At 72.4% G+C, this 19,317-nt stretch carries 19 protein-coding genes; 12 read left to right on the forward strand and 7 right to left on the reverse strand.

Annotated features, from left to right (window positions below; all coding sequences use genetic code 11):
* The first annotated feature begins 261 nt into the window (after positions 1 to 261).
* Positions 262 to 927: a TetR family transcriptional regulator gene (locus ACIQRL_RS02370; protein WP_401325907.1), complete on the forward strand. Its 666-nt coding sequence runs from the start codon at positions 262 to 264 to the stop codon at positions 925 to 927.
* On the opposite strand, the gene ACIQRL_RS02375 is transcribed toward ACIQRL_RS02370, so the two are convergent.
* Complete coding sequence (locus ACIQRL_RS02375; RefSeq protein WP_401325910.1) at positions 928 to 1,419, reverse strand: GNAT family N-acetyltransferase; 492 nt, start codon at positions 1,417 to 1,419, stop codon at positions 928 to 930.
* Positions 1,420 to 1,491: 72 nt separating this feature from the next.
* Here ACIQRL_RS02375 and ACIQRL_RS02380 point away from each other — a divergent pair, with 72 nt between their 5' ends.
* Together ACIQRL_RS02380 and ACIQRL_RS02385 are read left to right on the forward strand one after the other, a co-directional pair.
* The gene (locus tag ACIQRL_RS02380; RefSeq protein ID WP_401325913.1) at positions 1,492 to 2,409 is read left to right on the forward strand and encodes a TIGR01777 family oxidoreductase; all 918 of its coding nucleotides are present in this window, start codon (positions 1,492 to 1,494) and stop codon (positions 2,407 to 2,409) included.
* 305 nt (positions 2,410 to 2,714) lie between these two features.
* Positions 2,715 to 4,076 (forward strand): NAD(P)/FAD-dependent oxidoreductase, encoded by a 1,362-nt coding sequence (locus tag ACIQRL_RS02385; RefSeq protein ID WP_401328025.1) that lies wholly within the window; start codon positions 2,715 to 2,717, stop codon positions 4,074 to 4,076.
* A gap of 591 nt (positions 4,077 to 4,667) precedes the next feature.
* Here the strand turns inward: ACIQRL_RS02385 and ACIQRL_RS02390 are convergent.
* Positions 4,668 to 6,143, reverse strand: coding sequence for a regulator (locus tag ACIQRL_RS02390; RefSeq protein WP_401325915.1), 1,476 nt, complete (start codon positions 6,141 to 6,143; stop codon positions 4,668 to 4,670).
* A 331-nt stretch (positions 6,144 to 6,474) separates the two neighbouring features.
* Here ACIQRL_RS02390 and lipB point away from each other — a divergent pair, with 331 nt between their 5' ends.
* From lipB to ACIQRL_RS02410, 4 genes are all read left to right on the forward strand, one after another.
* The gene (gene lipB / locus ACIQRL_RS02395) at positions 6,475 to 7,281 is read left to right on the forward strand and encodes a lipoyl(octanoyl) transferase LipB (protein ID WP_401325918.1); all 807 of its coding nucleotides are present in this window, start codon (positions 6,475 to 6,477) and stop codon (positions 7,279 to 7,281) included.
* Between the two features lie 131 nt (positions 7,282 to 7,412).
* On the forward strand, positions 7,413 to 8,378 hold the full coding sequence (lipA, locus tag ACIQRL_RS02400; protein WP_401325920.1) for a lipoyl synthase: 966 nt from the start codon (positions 7,413 to 7,415) through the stop codon (positions 8,376 to 8,378).
* Positions 8,379 to 8,669: 291 nt separating this feature from the next.
* Positions 8,670 to 8,864, forward strand: a complete 195-nt coding sequence (locus ACIQRL_RS02405) for a hypothetical protein (protein WP_328555926.1) — start codon at positions 8,670 to 8,672, stop codon at positions 8,862 to 8,864.
* Positions 8,865 to 8,958: 94 nt separating this feature from the next.
* A complete protein-coding gene (locus tag ACIQRL_RS02410) occupies positions 8,959 to 9,657 on the forward strand; it encodes a DUF4191 domain-containing protein (RefSeq protein ID WP_401325924.1) in 699 nt (232 codons plus the stop codon).
* 255 nt (positions 9,658 to 9,912) lie between these two features.
* Here the strand turns inward: ACIQRL_RS02410 and ACIQRL_RS02415 are convergent, their stop codons facing one another.
* Positions 9,913 to 10,380: an RDD family protein gene (locus ACIQRL_RS02415; RefSeq protein ID WP_401325926.1), complete on the reverse strand. Its 468-nt coding sequence runs from the start codon at positions 10,378 to 10,380 to the stop codon at positions 9,913 to 9,915.
* Between the two features lie 199 nt (positions 10,381 to 10,579).
* Between ACIQRL_RS02415 and glnA the strand changes: the two genes are divergently transcribed.
* The 3 genes from glnA (at position 10,580) to ACIQRL_RS02430 (ending at position 13,803) form a co-directional block, all read left to right on the forward strand.
* Positions 10,580 to 11,989 carry a type I glutamate--ammonia ligase gene (glnA, locus tag ACIQRL_RS02420; RefSeq protein ID WP_401325928.1) on the forward strand — a complete coding sequence of 470 codons (1,410 nt, stop codon included), beginning with the start codon at positions 10,580 to 10,582 and terminating at the stop codon, positions 11,987 to 11,989.
* 280 nt (positions 11,990 to 12,269) lie between these two features.
* Positions 12,270 to 13,214, forward strand: coding sequence for a zinc metalloprotease HtpX (htpX, locus tag ACIQRL_RS02425; protein ID WP_401325931.1), 945 nt, complete (start codon positions 12,270 to 12,272; stop codon positions 13,212 to 13,214).
* A gap of 4 nt (positions 13,215 to 13,218) precedes the next feature.
* Positions 13,219 to 13,803, forward strand: coding sequence for a hypothetical protein (locus ACIQRL_RS02430; protein WP_401325933.1), 585 nt, complete (start codon positions 13,219 to 13,221; stop codon positions 13,801 to 13,803).
* A gap of 33 nt (positions 13,804 to 13,836) precedes the next feature.
* Here the strand turns inward: ACIQRL_RS02430 and ACIQRL_RS02435 are convergent, their stop codons facing one another.
* Positions 13,837 to 14,136 (reverse strand): hypothetical protein, encoded by a 300-nt coding sequence (locus tag ACIQRL_RS02435; protein ID WP_401325936.1) that lies wholly within the window; start codon positions 14,134 to 14,136, stop codon positions 13,837 to 13,839.
* Positions 14,137 to 14,410: 274 nt separating this feature from the next.
* On the opposite strand from ACIQRL_RS02435, the gene ACIQRL_RS02440 reads away from it, so the two are divergent.
* Positions 14,411 to 15,148 carry a DUF1269 domain-containing protein gene (locus ACIQRL_RS02440; protein WP_401325939.1) on the forward strand — a complete coding sequence of 246 codons (738 nt, stop codon included), beginning with the start codon at positions 14,411 to 14,413 and terminating at the stop codon, positions 15,146 to 15,148.
* Between the two features lie 229 nt (positions 15,149 to 15,377).
* Here the strand turns inward: ACIQRL_RS02440 and ACIQRL_RS02445 are convergent, their stop codons facing one another.
* Both ACIQRL_RS02445 and ACIQRL_RS02450 read right to left on the reverse strand, forming a co-directional pair.
* The gene (locus ACIQRL_RS02445; RefSeq protein ID WP_401325941.1) at positions 15,378 to 16,736 is read right to left on the reverse strand and encodes a DUF2252 domain-containing protein; all 1,359 of its coding nucleotides are present in this window, start codon (positions 16,734 to 16,736) and stop codon (positions 15,378 to 15,380) included.
* A gap of 5 nt (positions 16,737 to 16,741) precedes the next feature.
* Positions 16,742 to 17,272 carry a hypothetical protein gene (locus tag ACIQRL_RS02450; protein ID WP_401325944.1) on the reverse strand — a complete coding sequence of 177 codons (531 nt, stop codon included), beginning with the start codon at positions 17,270 to 17,272 and terminating at the stop codon, positions 16,742 to 16,744.
* A gap of 197 nt (positions 17,273 to 17,469) precedes the next feature.
* Between ACIQRL_RS02450 and ACIQRL_RS02455 the strand changes: the two genes are divergently transcribed.
* The gene (locus ACIQRL_RS02455) at positions 17,470 to 18,666 is read left to right on the forward strand and encodes a winged helix DNA-binding domain-containing protein (protein WP_401325947.1); all 1,197 of its coding nucleotides are present in this window, start codon (positions 17,470 to 17,472) and stop codon (positions 18,664 to 18,666) included.
* A gap of 333 nt (positions 18,667 to 18,999) precedes the next feature.
* Here the strand turns inward: ACIQRL_RS02455 and ACIQRL_RS02460 are convergent, their stop codons facing one another.
* Positions 19,000 to 19,308, reverse strand: coding sequence for a hypothetical protein (locus tag ACIQRL_RS02460; RefSeq protein WP_401325950.1), 309 nt, complete (start codon positions 19,306 to 19,308; stop codon positions 19,000 to 19,002).
* Positions 19,309 to 19,317 lie beyond the last annotated feature (9 nt).

Raw genomic sequence — 19,317 nt, forward strand, 5'->3', positions numbered from 1 at the left:
TCGGGCACACCACGGCACGGCGACGCTCGGGCACACCACGGCACGGCGACGCTCGGGCACACCACGGCACGGCGACGCTCGGGCACACCACGGCACGGCGACGCTCGGGCACACCACGGCACGATGGCGCTCGGGCACACCACGGCACGCCGGCGCTGGGACACGCCCCTGGGCGATGGCGCTGGAGCCTGCCCACGGTGGCACGTTTTGCCGTGTCGACCAAACGCGCCCCCGACCCCCTGCCCGGCGTACGCTTTCCCCGTGAGCAGCCAGCCGTCCCGCGCGCCCGAAGCCCCCGCACTCTCGCTGACCGAGCGCCGCAAGGCGGCGACCCAGCTCGACATCGCGCGCGCGGCCGCGGAGCTCTTCACGGAGTACGGTCCGGACGGCACCACGGCGGAGGACATCGCCCGCCGGGCCGGCGTGGGACTGCGCACCTTCTACCGCTACTTCCGCAACAAGCAGGACGCCGTGGGCCCGCTGCTCGCCGCCGGAGGCGACCGCTGGCGGGCGCTGCTCGCCGCGACGGAGCCGGGAACGGCGCTCCCGGAAGCGCTGGAGCGGGCGCTCGCGGAGGCGCTGTCCGCCCCCGACCCGCACGCGGCCGAACGGCTGGAGCAGACCCGCACCCTGCTGCGGGCAGCCGTCGGCGATCCCGCGCTGCGCGCCGTCTGGTACCGGGTGAACCAGGAGTCGGAGGAACGGCTGGTACCGGTGGTCGCCCTGCTGTCCGGCACCGGCGCGGACCCGCTGGAGACCCGGCTGACGGCCGCCGCGGCCACGGACGCGATCCGGATCGCCCTGGAGACCTGGGCGGCCACGGACGCGACGGCCGACGGACCGGGTTCACCCTCCGAGCTGGCGGTCCGCTGTCTGCGTCATCTCATCGGCGGCCCGCGCCCGTTGCCCGCCCGCGACGAGAACTGATCAGAGCGGGCGCCCCATCAGGACGTCGTCCACGTAGACCCCGTCCAGCAGGAACTCCCCGGGCAGGATCCCCTCGACGACGAACCCCTCGGACTCGTACAGCGTGCGTGCCGGGGTGTTGTGGCCGAGCACGCGCAGCGTGATGCGCCGGGCGCCCTGGCGGCCGGCCTCCTCGCGCGCCGCCCGCAGCAGCGCGCGGCCCACCCCGGCACCGCGCGCCTCGTCGGCCACGGCGAGTCCGAGGATCTGCCGGACGTGCGCGTTGCTGGCGAGCGGGGTCGGGAAGCCGAGCCGGATGTACCCGACCAGGCGGCCGTCGAGCTCGGCGACGAAATGATCCCGGGGGCCGAACCGCTCGCTGTAGAAGGGCTCGTACGGCGGCCGGGGGCGCGGCATGACGGCGTGCAGCGTGGACCAGGTGTCGCGGTCGAGCCGGCCGAGGGCGTCCTCGTCGTCGAGGGTGGCGGTGCGTATCCGCGGAGCAGCTGACATACCGGTCACTGTACTTCCGCCGCGCTGGGGCCCGTTCCGTGAAGTACGCGGCGGCGCGGGCAGGATGGACCCATGAGCGAATCACCGCTGCCCCCGGGTTCCCGCATCGTGATCGCCGGCGCGTCCGGCCTGATCGGCTCCGCACTGGCTCGTTCCCTGAGCGCCGAGGGACACGAGGTGGTCCGGCTCGTGCGCCGGGAGCCGCGGTCGGCGCACGAGGTCCGATGGGATCCGCAGCGGCAGCGGATCGACGCGGTCGGTCTCATCGGCTGTGCCGCGGTGGTCAATCTGGCGGGGGCCCCGGTAGCGGCGCGGCCCTGGACACGAACGTACAAGCGGATGATCCGGGACAGCCGGGTGCTCGGGACGGCGACGCTCGCGGAGGCGGTGGCGTCGCTCGACGAACCGCCACGCGTCTTCGTCAACGGGAGCGCGATCGGGTTCTACGGGGACACGGACGGCCGTGCGGTGGACGAGTCGGCGCCGCCCGGGGACGGGTTCCTGCCCTCGGTCTGCGTGGAGTGGGAGGAGGCGACGGCTCCCGCGCAGGAGGCGGGGGTGCGTACGGTGCTGCCCAGGACCGGGCTCGTGGTGGCCCGCGAGGGCGGGGCCTGGGCCAGGCTGATCCCGCTGTTCCGGGCCGGTGCCGGGGGGCGGATGGGGAACGGGCGCCAGTACTGGAGCTACATCGCCCTGCACGACGAGGTGGCCGCGATCCGGCATCTCATCGATACGGAGTCCCTGTCCGGGCCGGTGAACCTGACCGCCCCCGACCCGCTCACCAACGGCGAGATCACCGAGGCGATGGGCCGCGTGCTGCGCCGCCCGACCCTCCTCACCGCGCCCGCCCCGCTCCTGCGCCTCGCCCTGGGCGACATGGCCGAGGACATCCTGGGCAGCCAACGCGTCCTCCCCACCCGCCTCCTGGAGTCGGGCTTCACCTTCGCGTTCCCCTCGATCGAGGGAGCACTGCGCGCCACGCTGGACTGAGCGCCGGCCCTCCGGGGAACCCCGGAACACCTCCACCTCCCCCGCGGGGCGCAGTCGCCTCGGTGACGGGGACGGCCGGGGTGGGTGTGCCGCCTTCGGCGGGTTCGGCCGGCCCCGCCGGGCGGGTACATGCACCCCCCATGCTCCCGTGCACGGCCGCCGCGCGACTTCCCCCTCGGGTCCGCACCTCGCACCCTCGATCCGAACTCGGGTATCCCAGGAGCCTGTTGGGGGCATGACGTCCCCACCGGCCGCGCAACCTCGAGGAGGGGCACGTGCTAGAGCCCGCACGCCAAGCCGCGCACATGGCGGAGATCGCGGAAGACGTGGACGTCGTCGTCGTGGGAGCCGGTGTCGCCGGTCTCGCGGCCGCACGGCATCTGACCGGGGCGGGGCTGAGGACCGCCGTCCTGGAGGCCGCCCCCCATGTGGGCGGCCGTATGTCCACGGAGAAAATCGACGGCTTCCGGCTGGACCGGCTCGGCCGGCTCCTGTCCACCTCGTACCCGGAACTGCGCCACACCCCGGGCCTCGGCGCCCTCGTCCTGTGCCCGTTCTCCCCGGGCGTGCTGCTGCACAGCGACGGGCAGCGCCACCTCGCGGGCACGCCCGGCACTCCACGGAGCGCGAGGGGCGCACTCACCACCGCGCGCGCCCTCGCGAGCGCCCCCCGGCTGCCGCTGCCCCGGCCCGCACGCGGAACCACCCGTCCCGGACCGCTCGGCGGCCCCCTCGACCAGTCCCGTCTCAGCACGGCCCTCGCGCGTCTGGCCGCCACCCCGCCGGAGCGCCTGCTCGCCCGCCCCGACCTCACCGCGGCGCGGGCGCTGACCGCCCGGGGCCTCCCGCCCCGCACGGTCGACGCCTTCCTGCGCCCCCTCCTCGCCGCCCTGCTGTGCGACCCGGAGCTCCGGACGTCCAGCCGTAGCGCCGACCTCGCGCTGCACTCCTTCGCGACGGGCCGGCTGTGTCTGCCGGAGGGCGGCGCGGACGCGCTCCCCGAACTGCTCGCGGCCGCCCTTCCGCCCGGCACCGTGCACACCGGCGTCGAGGTCACCGCCGTCTCCACGACCCGCGTGACGACGAAGGACCACGGCGAACTCCGCTGCCGGGCCGTCCTGTTGGCGACCGGGGCGCGCGCCGCCGCCCAGTTCCTGCCCGGACTGCACGTCCCCGCCTTCCATCCGGTGACCGTTCTGCACCACACCACGGACGAACCCCCGCTCACCGAACCGGTGTTGCTCCTGGACGCCGACCGGAGCGGTCCGGTGGCGCACACGGCGGTCGCCAGCCAGGTCGACCCCACCCGGGCACCCGCGGGCCGCGCCCTGATCTCCTCGACCGTGCTGGGCACTCCGCCCGCCGCGGCCCATCTCGACGCGACGGTCCGCGCCCAACTGGCCCGCCTCTACGGCACCTCGACGTCCCGCTGGGAACTGCTGGCGGTCCATCACGAACCCGAGGCGGTCCCGGCGATGCCGCCACCGCACGATCCGCGCCGCCCCGTACGGCTGCTCGCGGGCCTGTACGTGTGCGGCGACCACCGGGACACGAGCACGGCGCAGGGCGCGCTGCACTCGGCCCGGCGGGCCGCCCACGCCCTCCTGACGGACCTGGACGTCCGCCCGGCCCCGTTAGCGGAGCCCCTGGAGTCCGCCGCCGCCTGACCCCGGGACCCGGGGCACAGGAACCGCGCGCCTCCCCGGTGCCGCCTGCCCACCGGGGAGACACCAACGCCGTTCCACGGAAGCCACGGAACCCACTCCCCGACGAACGGACCGGCCCTCCCGGCGGGTGAACCGGCCGTCCGTGGCGGGTGAACCGGCCCTCTTGGTCGGGTGGACCGGCCCTCCCTGGCGGGGCCACCGGCCCTCCCGGGCGGGGCCACCGGCCCTCCCGGTCGGGTGGACCGGCCCTCCCGGTCGGGTGGACCGGCCCTCCCGGTCGGGTGGACCGGCCCTCCCTGGCGGGGCCACCGGCCCTCCCGGCGGGCGGACCGGCCGTCCCGGGCAGGCCCACCAGCCCTCCCGGCCGGGCGGACCGGACCTCCCGGCAGGCCCACCGGCCCTCCCGGCGAACAGGTCGAGCCCCGGCCGGGCGGGCCGGGGCCCGGCGGACGGACAGGGCTCCTGCAACGGGCCGGACTCCCCCGAGGGACAGCTCGCCCCCCGCGGGAAGGACCGCGCCCCCGGGCGAGCGCATCGAGCTTCCCGGTCTCCGGTACCCCAGGCCGGAGACCGGGGACGCCCCGGCCCCGCTCAGTTCAGCGCGGCCACCTTGTCGCGATAGCCGCGCACGGGCGCGGCGTCCCTGTACGGTTCGAGCCGTTTCTCGAAGTCCCGTACGTACTCGACGGCCCGCGCCGACCGCATCTCCGCCGCCTGCCCCGCCGCCTCCGCGCCCAGCAGACAGGCCTGGTCGAGCTCTCCGAGCCCGAGCCGTGCCGAGGCGAGCACCACCCGGCAGAACAGCCGGCTCCGGGCGTAGCCGGGCGCCCTCAGTTGCAGCGAGCGTTCGGCGTGCTGCGCGGCGGCCCGGAACTGCTGAAGGTCCCGGTGGCAGTGCCCGAACTCGTCGGCGAGCTGCGCCTCGTCGAAGTACCGGGCCCACTGCGGGACTTCGTCGCCGGTCCGGGACGTCTCCAGCGCGCGTTCGGCCCGGACCAGGGAGGCCGTGCAGGCCCGCACCTCTCCGAGCACCCCGTGGCCGCGCGCCTCGACGGCGTGCAGCAGCGCCTGCACCACGTGCGGGCCCCCCGAGCCGAGGCCCTGCTGGGCGACCCGCGCGAGCTGCACGGCCTCGCGCCCGTGCCCGAGGTAGACGGCCTGCCGGCTCATCGTGATGAGCACGTACGAGCCGTACACCCGGTCGCCCGCGGCCTGCGCCAGGCGCAGCGCCTGGACGAAGTACCGCTGCGCGAGCCCGTGCGCGCCGATGTCGTACGACGTCCAGCCGGCGAGCCGGGTGAGGTCGGCGGCGGCGGCGAACAGGTGCCGGCCGGTCTGCTCCCCGTAGGTGCCGCGCAGCATCGGCTCGGCCTCGTGCTCCAGATAGCGGACCAGTGCCTGGCGGGCGTGGCCGCCGCCGTAGGCGTGGTCCAGGGCGCGGAAGAGCTCGCCGACCGAGCGGAGCGCGGCGATGTCCCCGCCGCTGACCCGCTGGCCGGGGCCCCGCTCGGTCCGGCCGCGCTGCCGGGCCGAGGGTCCCCCCTGCTCGGGCGGTGCCGTGAGCTTGGGCGACGCCGGGCGGCCCTGGGCGGGCACCCGGGAGGGCTGCTCGCCGCGGGAGACCCGGTCGTCGGCCCGGCCGATCAGCCAGTCCCGGCTGGGCACGACGAGCCCGGCCGGGGTGAAGGCGATCTTGCGGAGCTCGGCGTGGCTGCCGGAGTCCTTGCGCCACAGGCCGCTGACGATGTCCACGGCCTCCTCGGGGGTCGCGGCGAACTCCAGCCCCGCGTACACGGGTGCGCAGGCGTCGAGCCCGAGGTCCTGCGCGCTCAGACGCCGGCCGAGGCGCCGGGTGAAGACCTCGGCGATGAGCGCGGGAGTGGTCCCGCGGGGCTGCTGGCCCCGCAACCACCGGGTGACGGATGTCTTGTCGTATCTCAGGTCCAGTCCGTGTTCGAGCCCGAGCTGGTCCACGCGACGGGCGAGACCTGCGTTGGAGAACCCCGCTTCTGCGATGAGCGCGGCGAGCTGTCGATTGGGAGTGCGCTGCGCGGGTCGTTCCGTCATCTGCGGTGCGGTCTCCTGCCTTCGGGTCCCCAAGGGGCCGCGGGGCGGCGTGGAACGTGCTTGCGCCTCCCCCGAGGAGCCCTTGTGCCCGGATTGCCTGTGAGCAGCCCTTATGGCCTCGTGAACGGCGCGAATGTAGCGGAGCGTAAGCACCGCTTCGCACAGATCGACATTCATTCATCCGATCGTGTGAGGATTAGCTGTCGGGCTGACGCGGATCGGACGGACGTACAGTGGCGTGGGCGCGCCACGGACCTGGCGAAAGGTTCCTCCGCGTGCCCCGCACGGGGACCACCACGTGCCCGAGGAAGCTTCTAGGGAGGCGCTTGCCGTGAGTGAGTTGCGGTTCGTCCGCATGGGATTCGGTGCCGAGGCCGTCGAGTACCAGGAGGCCTGGGACGAGCAGCGCCGCGTGCACGCCGCCCGGTTCCTGGACGAGATCCCCGACACCTGTCTGCTCCTGGAGCACCCGCCGGTCTACACCGCGGGCCGGCGCACGGCGGACAACGAGCGGCCCCTGGACGGCACGCCCGTCATCGACGTGGACCGCGGCGGCAAGATCACCTGGCACGGTCCTGGCCAGTTGGTCGGCTACCCCATCCAGAAGCTCCCGCGCCCGGTGGACGTCGTAGCGCACGTACGCCGTCTGGAAGAGGCGCTCATCCGCACGTGCGCGGAGTTCGGCCTGGAGACGAGCCGGGTCGAGGGCCGCAGCGGCGTGTGGATCCTCGGGGACACCAAGGACCCCGCCGAGCGGCCCTCCGCGCTCGGGGGCCTCTCCCTGGACTTCGACCCCCGGCTGCAGGACGACGAGTTCGACCCGCGGCTCAACGGCCCGGAGTACGCCCCGTCCAACGCGGGCCAGCGCCGCGAGGACCGCAAGATCGCCGCGATCGGCATCCGCGTCGCCAAGGGCGTCACGATGCACGGCTTCGCCCTGAACGTGAACCCGGACAACGCCTGGTTCGACCGGATCATCCCGTGCGGCATCCGCGACGCGGGGGTCGCCTCCCTCGCGGGAGAGCTGGGCCGCGACGTGACCATCGCCGAGGTCCTCCCGGTGGCCGAGAAGCACCTCGGGGACGTCCTGGCGAACGCGGACCTGAAGCCGCGCGTCATCGAAGCCGCGCCGGCCTAGGACCCGCACCCCCACCGAGGGAAACCCCCGGGAATGCACCCCCGCTCCCGAAGGTTGCCCACCTCGGGGGCCGAGAACCGCACGGGCGTACCCTGGTGTACGCCGAAGAATCGAAGTTACAGGGAGCCGATGTGTCCGCAGTCGCACCCGACGGACGCAAGATGCTGCGCCTGGAGGTCCGGAACAGCCAGACCCCCATCGAGCGCAAGCCCGAGTGGATCAAGACCCGGGCGAAGATGGGCCCCGAGTACACGAAGATGCAGGCACTCGTGAAGAGCGAGGGCCTGCACACGGTCTGCCAGGAGGCGGGCTGTCCCAACATCTACGAATGCTGGGAAGACCGCGAGGCCACCTTCCTCATCGGCGGTGACCAGTGCACCCGGCGCTGCGACTTCTGCCAGATCGACACGGGCAAGCCCGAGGCGCTGGACCGTGACGAGCCGCGCCGGGTCGGTGAGTCCGTCGTCACGATGGACCTGAACTACGCCACCATCACCGGCGTCGCCCGCGACGACCTGGAGGACGGCGGCGCCTGGCTGTACGCCGAGACGGTCCGCCAGATCCACGCGCAGACCGCGGGCCGCGAGGCCGGCCGCACCAAGGTCGAACTGCTCGCCCCGGACTTCAACGCCGAACCCGAGCAGCTCGCCGAGGTCTTCTCCTCGCGCCCCGAGGTCTTCGCGCACAACGTGGAGACGGTCCCGCGGATCTTCAAGCGCATCCGTCCGGGCTTCCGCTACGAGCGCTCGCTCAAGGTCATCACCGAGGCGCGCGACTACGGTCTGGTCACGAAATCGAACCTGATCCTCGGCATGGGCGAGACCCGCGAAGAGGTCAGCGAGGCGCTCCAGCAGCTCCACGAAGCGGGCTGCGAGCTCATCACGATCACGCAGTACCTGCGCCCCTCCGTGCGCCACCACCCCGTGGAGCGCTGGGTCAAGCCGCACGAGTTCGTGGAGCTCAAGGAGGAGGCCGAGGAGATCGGCTTCTCCGGCGTCATGTCGGGCCCGCTGGTCCGCTCCTCGTACCGGGCCGGCCGCCTGTACCAGATGGCCGTCGAGAAGCGGGGAGCGTACGTCGCCTCCCAGGCGGTCTGATAGGCCGAACGGATCACGTTGCGAAACGAAAGCGGTGGCACCGAGTGCCACCGCTTTTGTGTGAATCCGGGCACAAGCGGCCTTGCTTTCACAAGGGGCCGTTCACATCCGCCTCGGCATCCGTGCAGTTGAAGACACCGTACGGCCCAGCTCAGCAAGAAGACCCGCCGTATCAAGGCTTCACTGGTGTTTGACCGGTCGGTCACGCCCTGGTAACACCAATCAGTGACCCTGGTCCTACGTCACGCACCGCCCCGTCCGAGCCGCCGATCCCGAGGGGGGACCTCCATCATGCAGGCCGCGCCCGTACGCGCCACCGCGATTCCGTCGTTCACCGATGCACTCCGTGCCGTCGAGTCGATCCTCATGAGCAGCGGGCAGCGCACCGCTCGCCGCAATGCCTGGACCTCCGTCCTGGAGGACCGCCGCCGGGCCAAGGACCGGTTCGAGGCGCAGCGCGTGCTGGAATCCGTCTCGCACTCCTGATCGACGCACTCCCGACCGCCGCTCCCCCGGTGCAGCGGTCCCGCCCGCCGGTACTGCCGTCGTCGGCGCGTCGCGGGCCACGTAGACTCGTGGCATGGCGAGGAAGGAACCCGCAGCGGACGCTGCGAACCCCGGGCGACTCAAGCAGATCGCTCAGACGTACAAAATGACCCGCAGGGCCGATTCCAAGATCGGTCTTGTACTCGCGGCTGTCGGAATTCTCACCCTCGGTGTCTTCCTCGCGATCGGCTTCTTGATCGGCCACCCCGTCTATCTCGGGATTCTCGGGCTTCTGCTCGCTTTCCTCGCGACGGCGGTCGTCTTCGGACGCAGGGCCGAGCGGGCCGCCTTCGGGCAGATGGAGGGCCAGCCCGGCGCGGCCGCGGCGGTGCTCGACAACATCGGCCGAGGCTGGACCACGACCCCGGCGGTGGCGATGAACCGCAGCCAGGACGTGGTGCACCGCGCGGTCGGCAAGGCCGGCATCGTGCTGGTCGCCGAGGGCAACCCGAACCGGGTGAAGAGCCTGCTGGCCGCCGAGAAGAAGAAGATGGCGCGGATCGTCTCGGACGTCCCGGTGCACGACATTCTCGTGGGCACCGGCGAGGGCCAGGTGGAGCTGAAGAAGCTCCGCACGACGATGCTGAAGCTGCCGCGCGTGCTCGCCGGCCCTCAGGTCACCGCGACCAACGACCGGCTGCGCGCCATGGGCGACCTGATGAGCAACATGCCGCTGCCGAAGGGCCCGATGCCCAAGGGCATGCGGATGCCGCGCGGCGGCCCGAAGGGCTGACCCTCCAGCTACGACCTTCTACGCGGTACTAGGCACTTGTACGACGATGGGGCGCCCGGAGATTCTCCGGGCGCCCCATCGTCGTCTTGGCGGATCCTTCCGCCCCATCGTCGTCGTAGGGAATCGTTCCGCCCCATCGTCGTAGCGGATCGCTCCGCGCCGCGGAAGCTCGTCCCGCTTCGCGGAGGATCGTTCCGCGCCGTCGCCGTGCGCCCTCGGGGCGTACGGGAGGGGCCCGGCGGGCGGTCGGACGCGTCAGATACGGACCTCGATCGTGCGGGCGAGACGGTCGTGCAGGCCGCGGCCGTCGCGGTCCCAGATCAGCGCCGGGACGGCCACGCACAGGAGCGCGGTCCGCGCCAGGACACGCAGCGGGTTCAGTCGGCCGCCGCCCTCGGGGACGACGCGCAGACCGAACAGACGCTTGCCCGGCGTGAAGCCGACGGTACCGACCGTGAGCAGGCCGAGAACGAAGAAGACGAGCAGGGCCCAGTTGCCCGTCGCCTGGTCGTAGCCGTCGGTGAGCAGCCCGTATGCGATCAAGAGGCACAGGCCCCAGTCGACGGCGAGGGCGCCCAGACGGCGGCCGGGGCGGGCGATCGAGCCCGGTCCGTGCTCCGGGAGACCGAGCTGTTCGCCCCGGTATCCGAAGTCGGCACCGGCTTCCTCCGCCGCCGCGCGGGGGCCGGAGAGCCACGATCCGATTGCTTGCCTGTTGTCCACCCGCCCACGGTACTGTGCCCGTTTTGCCATACGGACAGGAGGGGCCGGGACGACCCGGGTCGGTTAACTTGGGCGAAACAAATGGGTCACGCTTGAGAAATCCCCCGTCCCTATGGTCGGCTCCAGCGTGTGCCACCGCACTGGCCGCACGAACGAACTACCACCCCGGTCCACAGTGGGCGGGAGTAGGAGGAGCTGGATGTTCCAGAACGCCGACGAGGCCAAGAAGTTCATCGCGGACGAGGGCGTCAAGTTCGTCGATGTCCGCTTCTGCGACCTGCCGGGTGTGATGCAGCACTTCACGATTCCGGCCGAGGCCTTCGACCCCACCGAGGAACTCGCGTTCGACGGGTCCTCCATCCGCGGCTTCCAGGCCATCCACGAGTCCGACATGGCGCTCCGCGCCGACCTGTCCACCGCGCGCGTCGACCCCTTCCGCCGCGACAAGACGGTCAACATCAACTTCTTCATCCACGACCCGATCACGGGCGAGCAGTACTCCCGTGACCCGCGCAACGTGGCCAAGAAGGCCGAGGCCTACCTCGCCTCGACCGGTATCGCCGACACCGCGTACTTCGGTCCCGAGGCCGAGTTCTACGTGTTCGACAGCGTGCGCTTCAAGACCTCCGAGAACGAGGCCTTCTACCACATCGACTCCGAGGCCGGCGCCTGGAACACCGGTGCGGTCGAGGACAACCGTGGCTACAAGGTCCGCTACAAGGGCGGCTACTTCCCCACCCCGCCGGTCGACCACTTCGCCGACCTGCGTGCCGAGATCTCCCTGGAACTGGCCGCCTCCGGCCTCCAGGTCGAGCGCCAGCACCACGAGGTGGGCACCGCCGGCCAGGCCGAGATCAACTACAAGTTCAACACGCTGCTCGCCGCGGCCGACGACCTCCAGCTCTTCAAGTACATCGTGAAGAACGTCGCCTGGCGCAACGGCAAGACCGCGACCTTCATGCCGAAGCCGATCTTCGGTGACAACGGCTCGGGCATGCACGTCCACCAGTCCCTGTGGAGCAACGGCGACCCGCTGTTCTACGACGAGGCCGGCTACGCGGGCCTGTCGGACACCGCCCGCTTCTACATCGGCGGCATCCTCAAGCACGCCCCGTCGCTGCTCGCCTTCACCAACCCGACGGTGAACTCGTACCACCGCCTGGTCCCCGGCTTCGAGGCCCCGGTCAACCTGGTGTACTCGCAGCGCAACCGCTCCGCGGCCATGCGTATCCCGATCACCGGCTCGAACCCGAAGGCCAAGCGCGTCGAGTTCCGCGCGCCCGACTCCTCCGGCAACCCGTACCTGGCGTTCTCGGCCCTCCTGATGGCCGGCCTCGACGGCGTCAAGAACAAGATCGAGCCGGCCGAGCCGATCGACAAGGACCTCTACGAGCTGGCTCCCGAGGAGCACGCGGGCGTCGCCCAGGTCCCGACCTCGCTCCCGGCCGTCCTCGACCGCCTGGAGGCCGACCACGAGTTCCTGCTCGCGGGCGACGTCTTCACGTCGGACCTGATCGAGACGTGGATCGACTACAAGCGCACGAACGAGATCGCGCCGCTCCAGCTGCGTCCGCACCCGCACGAGTTCGAGCTCTACTTCGACGTGTAAGCCCGTCGCTGACGAGCGAGCCCGTCGCTCCAGCAGCACACCACCGGCCGTGCCCTTCCTCCGGGAGGGGCACGGCCGGTGCGCTTTCCCGGCGACGAGAACGCCGAGGCCGCTCCGGGTGCGTCCACTTCGCGGGGACGGTGCGTCCGCTCCGCGTAAGTAAGGGGTTCTTGACAGGGAAGTTCTTTGCCCACCGCGGGGCCGATCGGCACCTGTTCATGGGGAACCGCGGGCGCACAATGGAAAGCGGGACGAGTGCCTGACAGCGGGATGGTGCGAGATGCAGAGTCGATTCCGGAACGATCGGCAGCTGACCGTGCGGATGACGGTCACGCTGTTCCTGCTCGGATTGCTGTACGTGGCCTTCGTCGCCGCGCTGATCGTTCTGCTGAAGTCCTGGGTGCTCGTCGTCGTGATCGCGGCCGGGCTGCTCATCGCGCAGTACTGGTTCTCGGACCGGATCGCGCTGTACGCCATGCACGGGCGGATCGTGGAGCGGGAGGAGTATCCCCAGCTGCACGGCGTCGTCGACCGGCTGTGCGCCGTGGCCGACATGCCCAAGCCGCTCGTCGCCGTGTCCGACATCGACATGCCGAACGCGTTCGCGACGGGACGCAACGCCGATCACGCCGTGCTGTGCGTGACCACCGGGCTGCTGCGCCGCCTTGAGCCCGATGAGCTCGAAGGCGTCCTCGCGCACGAGCTGTCGCATGTGGCGCACAAGGACGTCGCCGTGATCACCGTGGCCTCGTTCCTGGGGGTGCTCGCCGGGCTGATCGTGCGGTTCGCCTTCTACTCGCAGCTCTTCGGCGGGCGGGGCCGCAAGGACCAGAACACCGTCGCCATCTTCATGGCGGTGATGGCGGTGTCCGCGGCCGTGTACGCCATCAGTTTCATGCTGATCAGGGCGCTCTCCCGGTACCGCGAGCTGGCCGCCGACCGTTCCGCGGCCCTGCTCACCGGCCGCCCCTCGGCGCTGGCGTCCGCGCTGACCAAGGTGACCGGGGACATCGGCCGCATCCCGACGAAGGACCTGCGGACCGCGCAGGCCTTCAACGCCTTCTACTTCACGCCGGCGCTCGGCGCCCAGCCGGGCATCGCCAACCTCTTCTCCACCCACCCGAGCCTGGAGCAGCGGCTCGAACAACTGGCCCGCATCTCCGTCGAGCTGGGCGAGCCCGCACTGCCGGACGCGAGCACCCCGACTCCCGGAGAGGCCGTCTGACCGCATGGGGTTCCTGGACATCCTGCTCGGCCGCAGCAAGCCCGCCGTACCCGACCTCGACCAGCTCTTCGGCCTGCCGTCGGCGGCCGTGACCCTCCAGGCGGCGGCCGGGTTCACCCCGACCGGCACGGGCGCGGTGTGCTTCTCGTCGGTCGAGGGCGCGGCCTTCGCCGAGGCGTACCAGGAGGCACAGGCCCTGCTCGACGCGGACAGCGGGCGGACGGGCTCGCCGGTGGAACTCAGCAAGGACGAGTACGGATACTCCTGGCTCGTCTCCCGTCGCGCACCCGACGACCTGCCGGCCCTGGTGAGCGACCTGCACGCGGTCAACACCTCCCTGGAGAGCACCGGCTTCGGACCCCAGCTGCTCTGCTCCGTGGTGGGTTTCAGGGACAACACCCAGCGACGGCTCGACCTGGTCTATCTCTACAAACGAGGAACCTTCTACCCCTTCTCGCCGCTCGGCGACGAAGGTGAGCGGCGCGACAACGCGCTGGAACTCCAGATCAAGGCGGCGCTCGTCGACGACCTGCGCATCGAGCAGGACCTCGCCCGCTGGTTCCCGATCTGGGGTGCCCCGGGACTGTGACGCCCCGGGGCTGGGGTCAGGACCGGGCAGGTCCTACTTCTGGCGTTCCTGGCGGCGGGTCTGGAGGGGGCGTTCGCGTCGGTAGCGGCGCTCCCATCTGGCCTGGCGGTCACGGCGGTCGCGGTACGCCCGGTAGCTGGTGTCCGGGCGGCCCCCGGCTCCGCCGGAGCCCGGAGCGGCGGAGCCCGAGGACCCCGCGGCGGACGCGCTCCCCCCGGTGCGGCCGTAGCGGACGTACAGGAAGAGCAGGACGATCGCCGCGAGCCACAGGGTGTGGTTGGAGAAGCCCATGACGACCAGGATCGCGGTCGCGGAGAAGATCAAGGTGCCCATGACGGGACTCCTTGTATGCGTGAGTGAAAAGGCCTTGACGGCTTTCTGGATGTGCCGGCGGGGCGCTGGGGGAGGCGGCCGTCCGGCGGTGCGTAGAGAGTAGCCCCGAGACCGCCAACTGATGCCCGTCCGGCGGAAACCGGTGTGCCGCCGCACCGGAACACGCCTTCAGCGTAGGGAGCGTGACCGACCGTACGCATCTGGATTTCTCCCGACTGCACCCAACCCCATATCGCTATAAAGTCGAACGGAATCGACATAAGGGGTGTCCCTCATGAGCAATCTGTTCGTCATCGCCTACGACGATGTCGCGACCGCGAGTCAGGTGCGCGACAAACTGTTCGAGCTGTCGAAGCAGCATCTCGTCGAGCTGGAGGACGCGGTCGTCGTCGAGCGGAGCGAGGACGGCAGGATCAAGCTGCACCAGGCGGTCAGCCACACGGCCGTCGGCGCGGCCGGGGGCGCGCTGTGGGGCGGGGTGATCGGGCTGCTCTTCCTGGCCCCGCTGCTCGGCGCGGCGGTGGGCGCGGCGGCCGGTGCCGCCGGTGGCGCCATCACGGACACGGGGATCGACGACAAGTTCATGAAGGATCTCAGCCAGAATCTGCGGCCGGGCGCCGCCGCGCTGTTCGTGCTGGTCAAGCAGGCGGCCGGGGACAAGGTGATCCCTCAGATCGCCGAGTTCGGCGGCCAGTTGGTGCAGACCTCGCTGAGCCAGGAGCAGGAGGACGCGCTGCGCCACGCGGTCGCCGCGGCGCGGGCGAAGACGGCCGGTGGCGCCGCGGCGCCGGAGACGGCCGGTTCGGCCGCACCGGCAGCGGGTGCGACGGCCGCTCCGGAAGCGGGCACGACGGCCACCCCCGGAACCGGCCCCGCGGCCACCCCTGGCACCGGCCCCGAAGCCACCCCCGGAGCCGGTGCCGCAGCCGCTTCCGGATCCGGCCCCGCGGCCGCCTCGCCGACGGTGAGCACCACGAAGCCGGACGCGAGCGGCGCTCCCGCCTCCTCCTGAGCCGACGGTCCCGCCGGTCGCCGGTCAACCACCCGTCCCGGAAACGGAGTCGGCCCAACACTCACGTCACCCGCATGACGTCCGGGTCGCGCCGCACCCACCCGGGGAGCGGCGCGACCCGCGTGCGCCATTGGGGAGATGCTCTCTTCCTGACTCGGCGACCGACGCGTCACGGCCGCCGTCGCCTGAACAGGTGTGACGGCGGCGGGAGTTCGGGGGACGGGGTGTCTCACACGCCGGGGGCCGCCGGGACCACGCCCGCGATCACTGCGGCGCCCAGTGCCGCGTGGTCGGTGGCGTTGCGGTCCGTGTAGCGCAGCGCGAACTCCGCGACGGCGCGGTCGAAGGTGTCGGCGCCGCCGAGATAGGCGGCGATGGCGACCCGGTCGCCGGAGCGGGCGTGCGCGCGGGCCAGGGCGGTGCCGCACAGCCGGGCGTAGGCGCGCAGTTCGCCCGGGCTCATGCCGGCGATGTCCGCGGACCCCTTCATGTCGTGCAGCTGGCGCCAGTAGAACGCCCGCCCCTCGGGGCCGGTCGTCCAGCCGAGGAAGATGTCTCCGGCGGCCTGCATCAGGCGCTGCCCCGCGACGACCCGGCGCCCGGGATGGACGTACGGGCCGCTGGGCAGATGCTCTTCGAGTACGGACCGTCCCGCCTGCTTGATCTGCAGGAACAGCGGGTCGTCGGCGTCGCGCCCGGCGAGCAGCACGATGAAGCAGCGGGTGCCGACACTGCCCACGCCGACGACCTTGCGGGCCGCGTCGACGAACCGGTAGCGGTCGAGGAGCAGGCGGCGTTCCTCGGGGAGCGTGGAGCGGTAGTCGCTGAAGATCTTGCGGAGCGAGGCCGTGTCGAGGGATCCGGCCGGTTCGAGCAGGGGCGGGTCGTGGACGATGCGGCGGCGTCCGTCGACGGTCTCGGTGAGTTTGCCGAGCGCCTGCAGGCTGGTGCGGCGGCGGGCCCGGGTGAGGGTCGCCTCGGCGCGCCGGCGCTGTCGCCCCGAGCGGACCAGCGGCAGCAGCAGATCGGCGTCGATGTGCTGGTACCAGACGGTCAGTTCGCCCTGCCGGGCCAGCCGTCGCACGACCTCGCGGTACTGGCCGGCGGCGGCCCGTGCCGCGCCGAAGACGTGCTCGTCCTTGTGCCCGTTCTCCCGGGCCGCGACCGCGACGCTGGCCGCGAGCCGTTTGACGTCCCACTCGAAGGGTCCGGGGAAGGTCTCGTCGAAGTCGTTGAGGTCGAAGAGCAGGGAGCGTTCCGGGGAGGCGTACAGGCCGAAGTTCAGCAGGTGGGCGTCGCCGCAGAGCTGGACGGTGAGCCCGGTGTGCGGCTGTGCGGCCAGGTCGGCCGCCATGACGGCGGCGGCCCCGCGCAGGAACGCGAGCGGTGACGCGGCCATCCGCGCGTACCGGATCGGCAGCAGTTCCGGCAGCCGGTCCCTGCCCTGTGTCTGCAGGAGGCCGACCGGGTCGGGGCGGTCGGCGGCGGGGATCCAGGTGCCGTGCGCGGAACGGGAGACCCGCTTGCGGGCGGCCCGGCCCCGGGCGGCGCGGTCCTCCGAGGTGGCCGTGACGCTGTTGCGGAGCACGGCGGTCAGTGCCTTACTGCGCGGGCGACAGTGGTCTTGACGTCGCCGGTGAGGGAACGGTTGCTGCGGGCGGTGGCGTCCTTGGAACCGTTCCCCGCGACGTCGTTCACCGTCACGGCGGTCGTGTCGAGGAGGTTGCCGCTCTGGTCGCGGAAGTCGACCTGGACGACGTACGACTTCGCCGAGGAGGTGGGGTTGGTGACGGTCACCTTGACCGTGGCGCGCCCGTCGGAGTCGGGGCTCGCGTTCCCGTCGATCTTCACCTCGTCCTTGGCGTCCGCGCCGCCCTTGAACTCGTCGAACTTCCGGCCGGCCTCGGCGGTCGCGGAGGCGAGGGCGTCACCCGCCTGGGTGGCGGCGGACGCGGCCTGCGAGACGGCGGAGGCGGCCTTGGAGGCGGCGGACGCGGCCTTGGAGGCGGTGTCGGAGGGGCTGCTGTCGTCCGAGCAGGCGGCGAGCTGCGTGGCCAGGGCCGCCACCACGAACACGGCCAGAATCAGTCGGACCGGTCCGCGTATGCCGTTCCTCTGATGCATCGTCTCTCCCCACGTGGTCCTGGTTCGCCTCCGGATCCCGCTTCCTCGCGGTGGCCCCAGTCAAGGGCGCGGGCGGGGCCGCCGCATGCCCGGCTACGTCGAACGGGTGAGTCTCGTCCTGCGACGGGCGGACGTTCGAGAGGATGAGGAGCGCGAAGCACGGAGCGCGGAGTACGAGGCGACCGGACGGAGGCGACGTGACGGGGAAGCCGCGGCACATCGGGGTGGCGGAGCGGCGGGCACGGCTCGGGCTGCGGCAGCGGCTCGTGGGCGCCGCGCGGGCGGCGACCCCCGAGGAGGTGGCGGACTCCCTGGTCGCGCTGCACGGCACCGACCCGGCGACGGTGTATCTGGCGGTGGGCGCGCGTCTCGCGGACGCCGGGGAGACGGTGGCGCAGGTCGACCGGGCGCTGTACGAGGACCGGTCACTCGTACGGATGCACGGCATGCGGCACACCGTGTTCGTCCTCCCCACCGGGCTGGCCGCCGTCGTGCACGCCTCGACGGGGCTCGACATCGCCGCGAAGGCCCGGGCCGGACTGGTCAAGGACATGGTCACCGGAAGCGACGGGCGGCTGACCCAGGCGTGGCTCGACGAGGTCGAGGCGTCCGCGCTCGCCGCGCTGGCCCGCCGCGGACAGGCCACGGTGAACGAACTCACCCGGGACGAGCCGCGGTTGAGGGAGCAGTTCGTCTACGGGGCCGGGAAGAGCTACGAGAGTCCGCAGACCGTGTCGTCGCGGCTGATGCGGGTGCTGGGCGTCGAGGGCCGGGTGGTGCGGGGGCGCCCGCTCGGGTCCTGGACGTCGAGCCAGTTCCGCTGGGCGGTCGCGCCGCCGCATCCCCCGCTCCCGCCCGCCGAGGCCAGGTCCGAGCTGCTGAGCCGCTGGCTCACGGCGTGCGGGCCCGCCACGGAGGCCGACCTGAAGTGGTGGACGGGGTGGAAGGTCACCGACGTACGGCGGACGCTGACCGCGATCGGGGCGGTGGCCGTCTCGCTGGACGACGGGCTCACGGGGTATGTGGCCGCGGGCGACGAGAACCCGGTGGACGGGCCGGTCGCGCCCTGGGCGGCCCTGCTGCCCGGCCTCGATCCGACGCCGATGAGCCGGCAGGAGCGGGACTGGTATCTCGACCCGTCCCTGCGGGCCGCCCTCTTCGACCGCAGCGGCAATGTCGGACCGACGGTGTGGTGGGACGGCCGGGTGGTCGGGGGGTGGGCGCAGCGGCCCGACGGTGAGATCGTCTGGCGGCTGCTGGGCACCGGGGGCGTCGGGCGCGAGGCGCGGGACGCGATCTCGGCGGAGGCCGGGCGCCTTCGGACGTGGGTGGGCCACACCCGCATCACTCCCCGCTTCCGGACGCCCCTGGAACGGGAGCTGTCGGCGGGGTGACGGCGTCGGTGCGGGAGCGGAGTCGCCGGCCGATCGACGACCGGCGCGAACGCCGGTCCCGGCGGCCCCGTGGATCCCGGTGCGGGGGTCGAGGTCGGCGCCGTCGCCGGGGTTGGTTCCGGGGTCACTGCCGAGACCGGTGCCGGACCCGGTGCCGACGCGCGACCCGTGGCCGGGTCGGGATCGGCGCCGTGCCGGAGTTGGGTCGGAGCCGGAGCCGAGGTCGAGGTCCGCGCCGGAGCCGAGGTCGGGTCCGCGCCGCGGCCGGTGCCGGGTGTGCCCCGCGGCGGGGCGGAATCACCCGGCACCGGTGGATCGGCGGCGCTCAGTTCCTCAGCGTGCGTACCTCATCAGCGCACGCACCATGTGGCACGTGGTGTCCGACGGCGGGTGGACGCCGATGAGTTGGGCGGTGCTGCGGATCTTCTCGTCGCGGGCCAGGTTCGGCACGTACACACCGGAGTCGAGCAGGGCGATGGCGAGTCGCATCGCCTTGAGCCGGCGGTTGTGGGTGACGTACCAGTCGCGGGGGCGCCCCGGCGGCAGCGGGCTCTTCTCCACGGGCTCGTACGGCAGGTCCAGCGGGACCGCCCTCTTGGATGTGGACTGGGTGGGCAGCGGCGTCAGTGCGGCAGCGGGCACAGGCATCCT

It is taken from the genome of Streptomyces sp. NPDC091209 (assembly GCF_044757755.1).
Classification (GTDB): domain Bacteria; phylum Actinomycetota; class Actinomycetes; order Streptomycetales; family Streptomycetaceae; genus Streptomyces.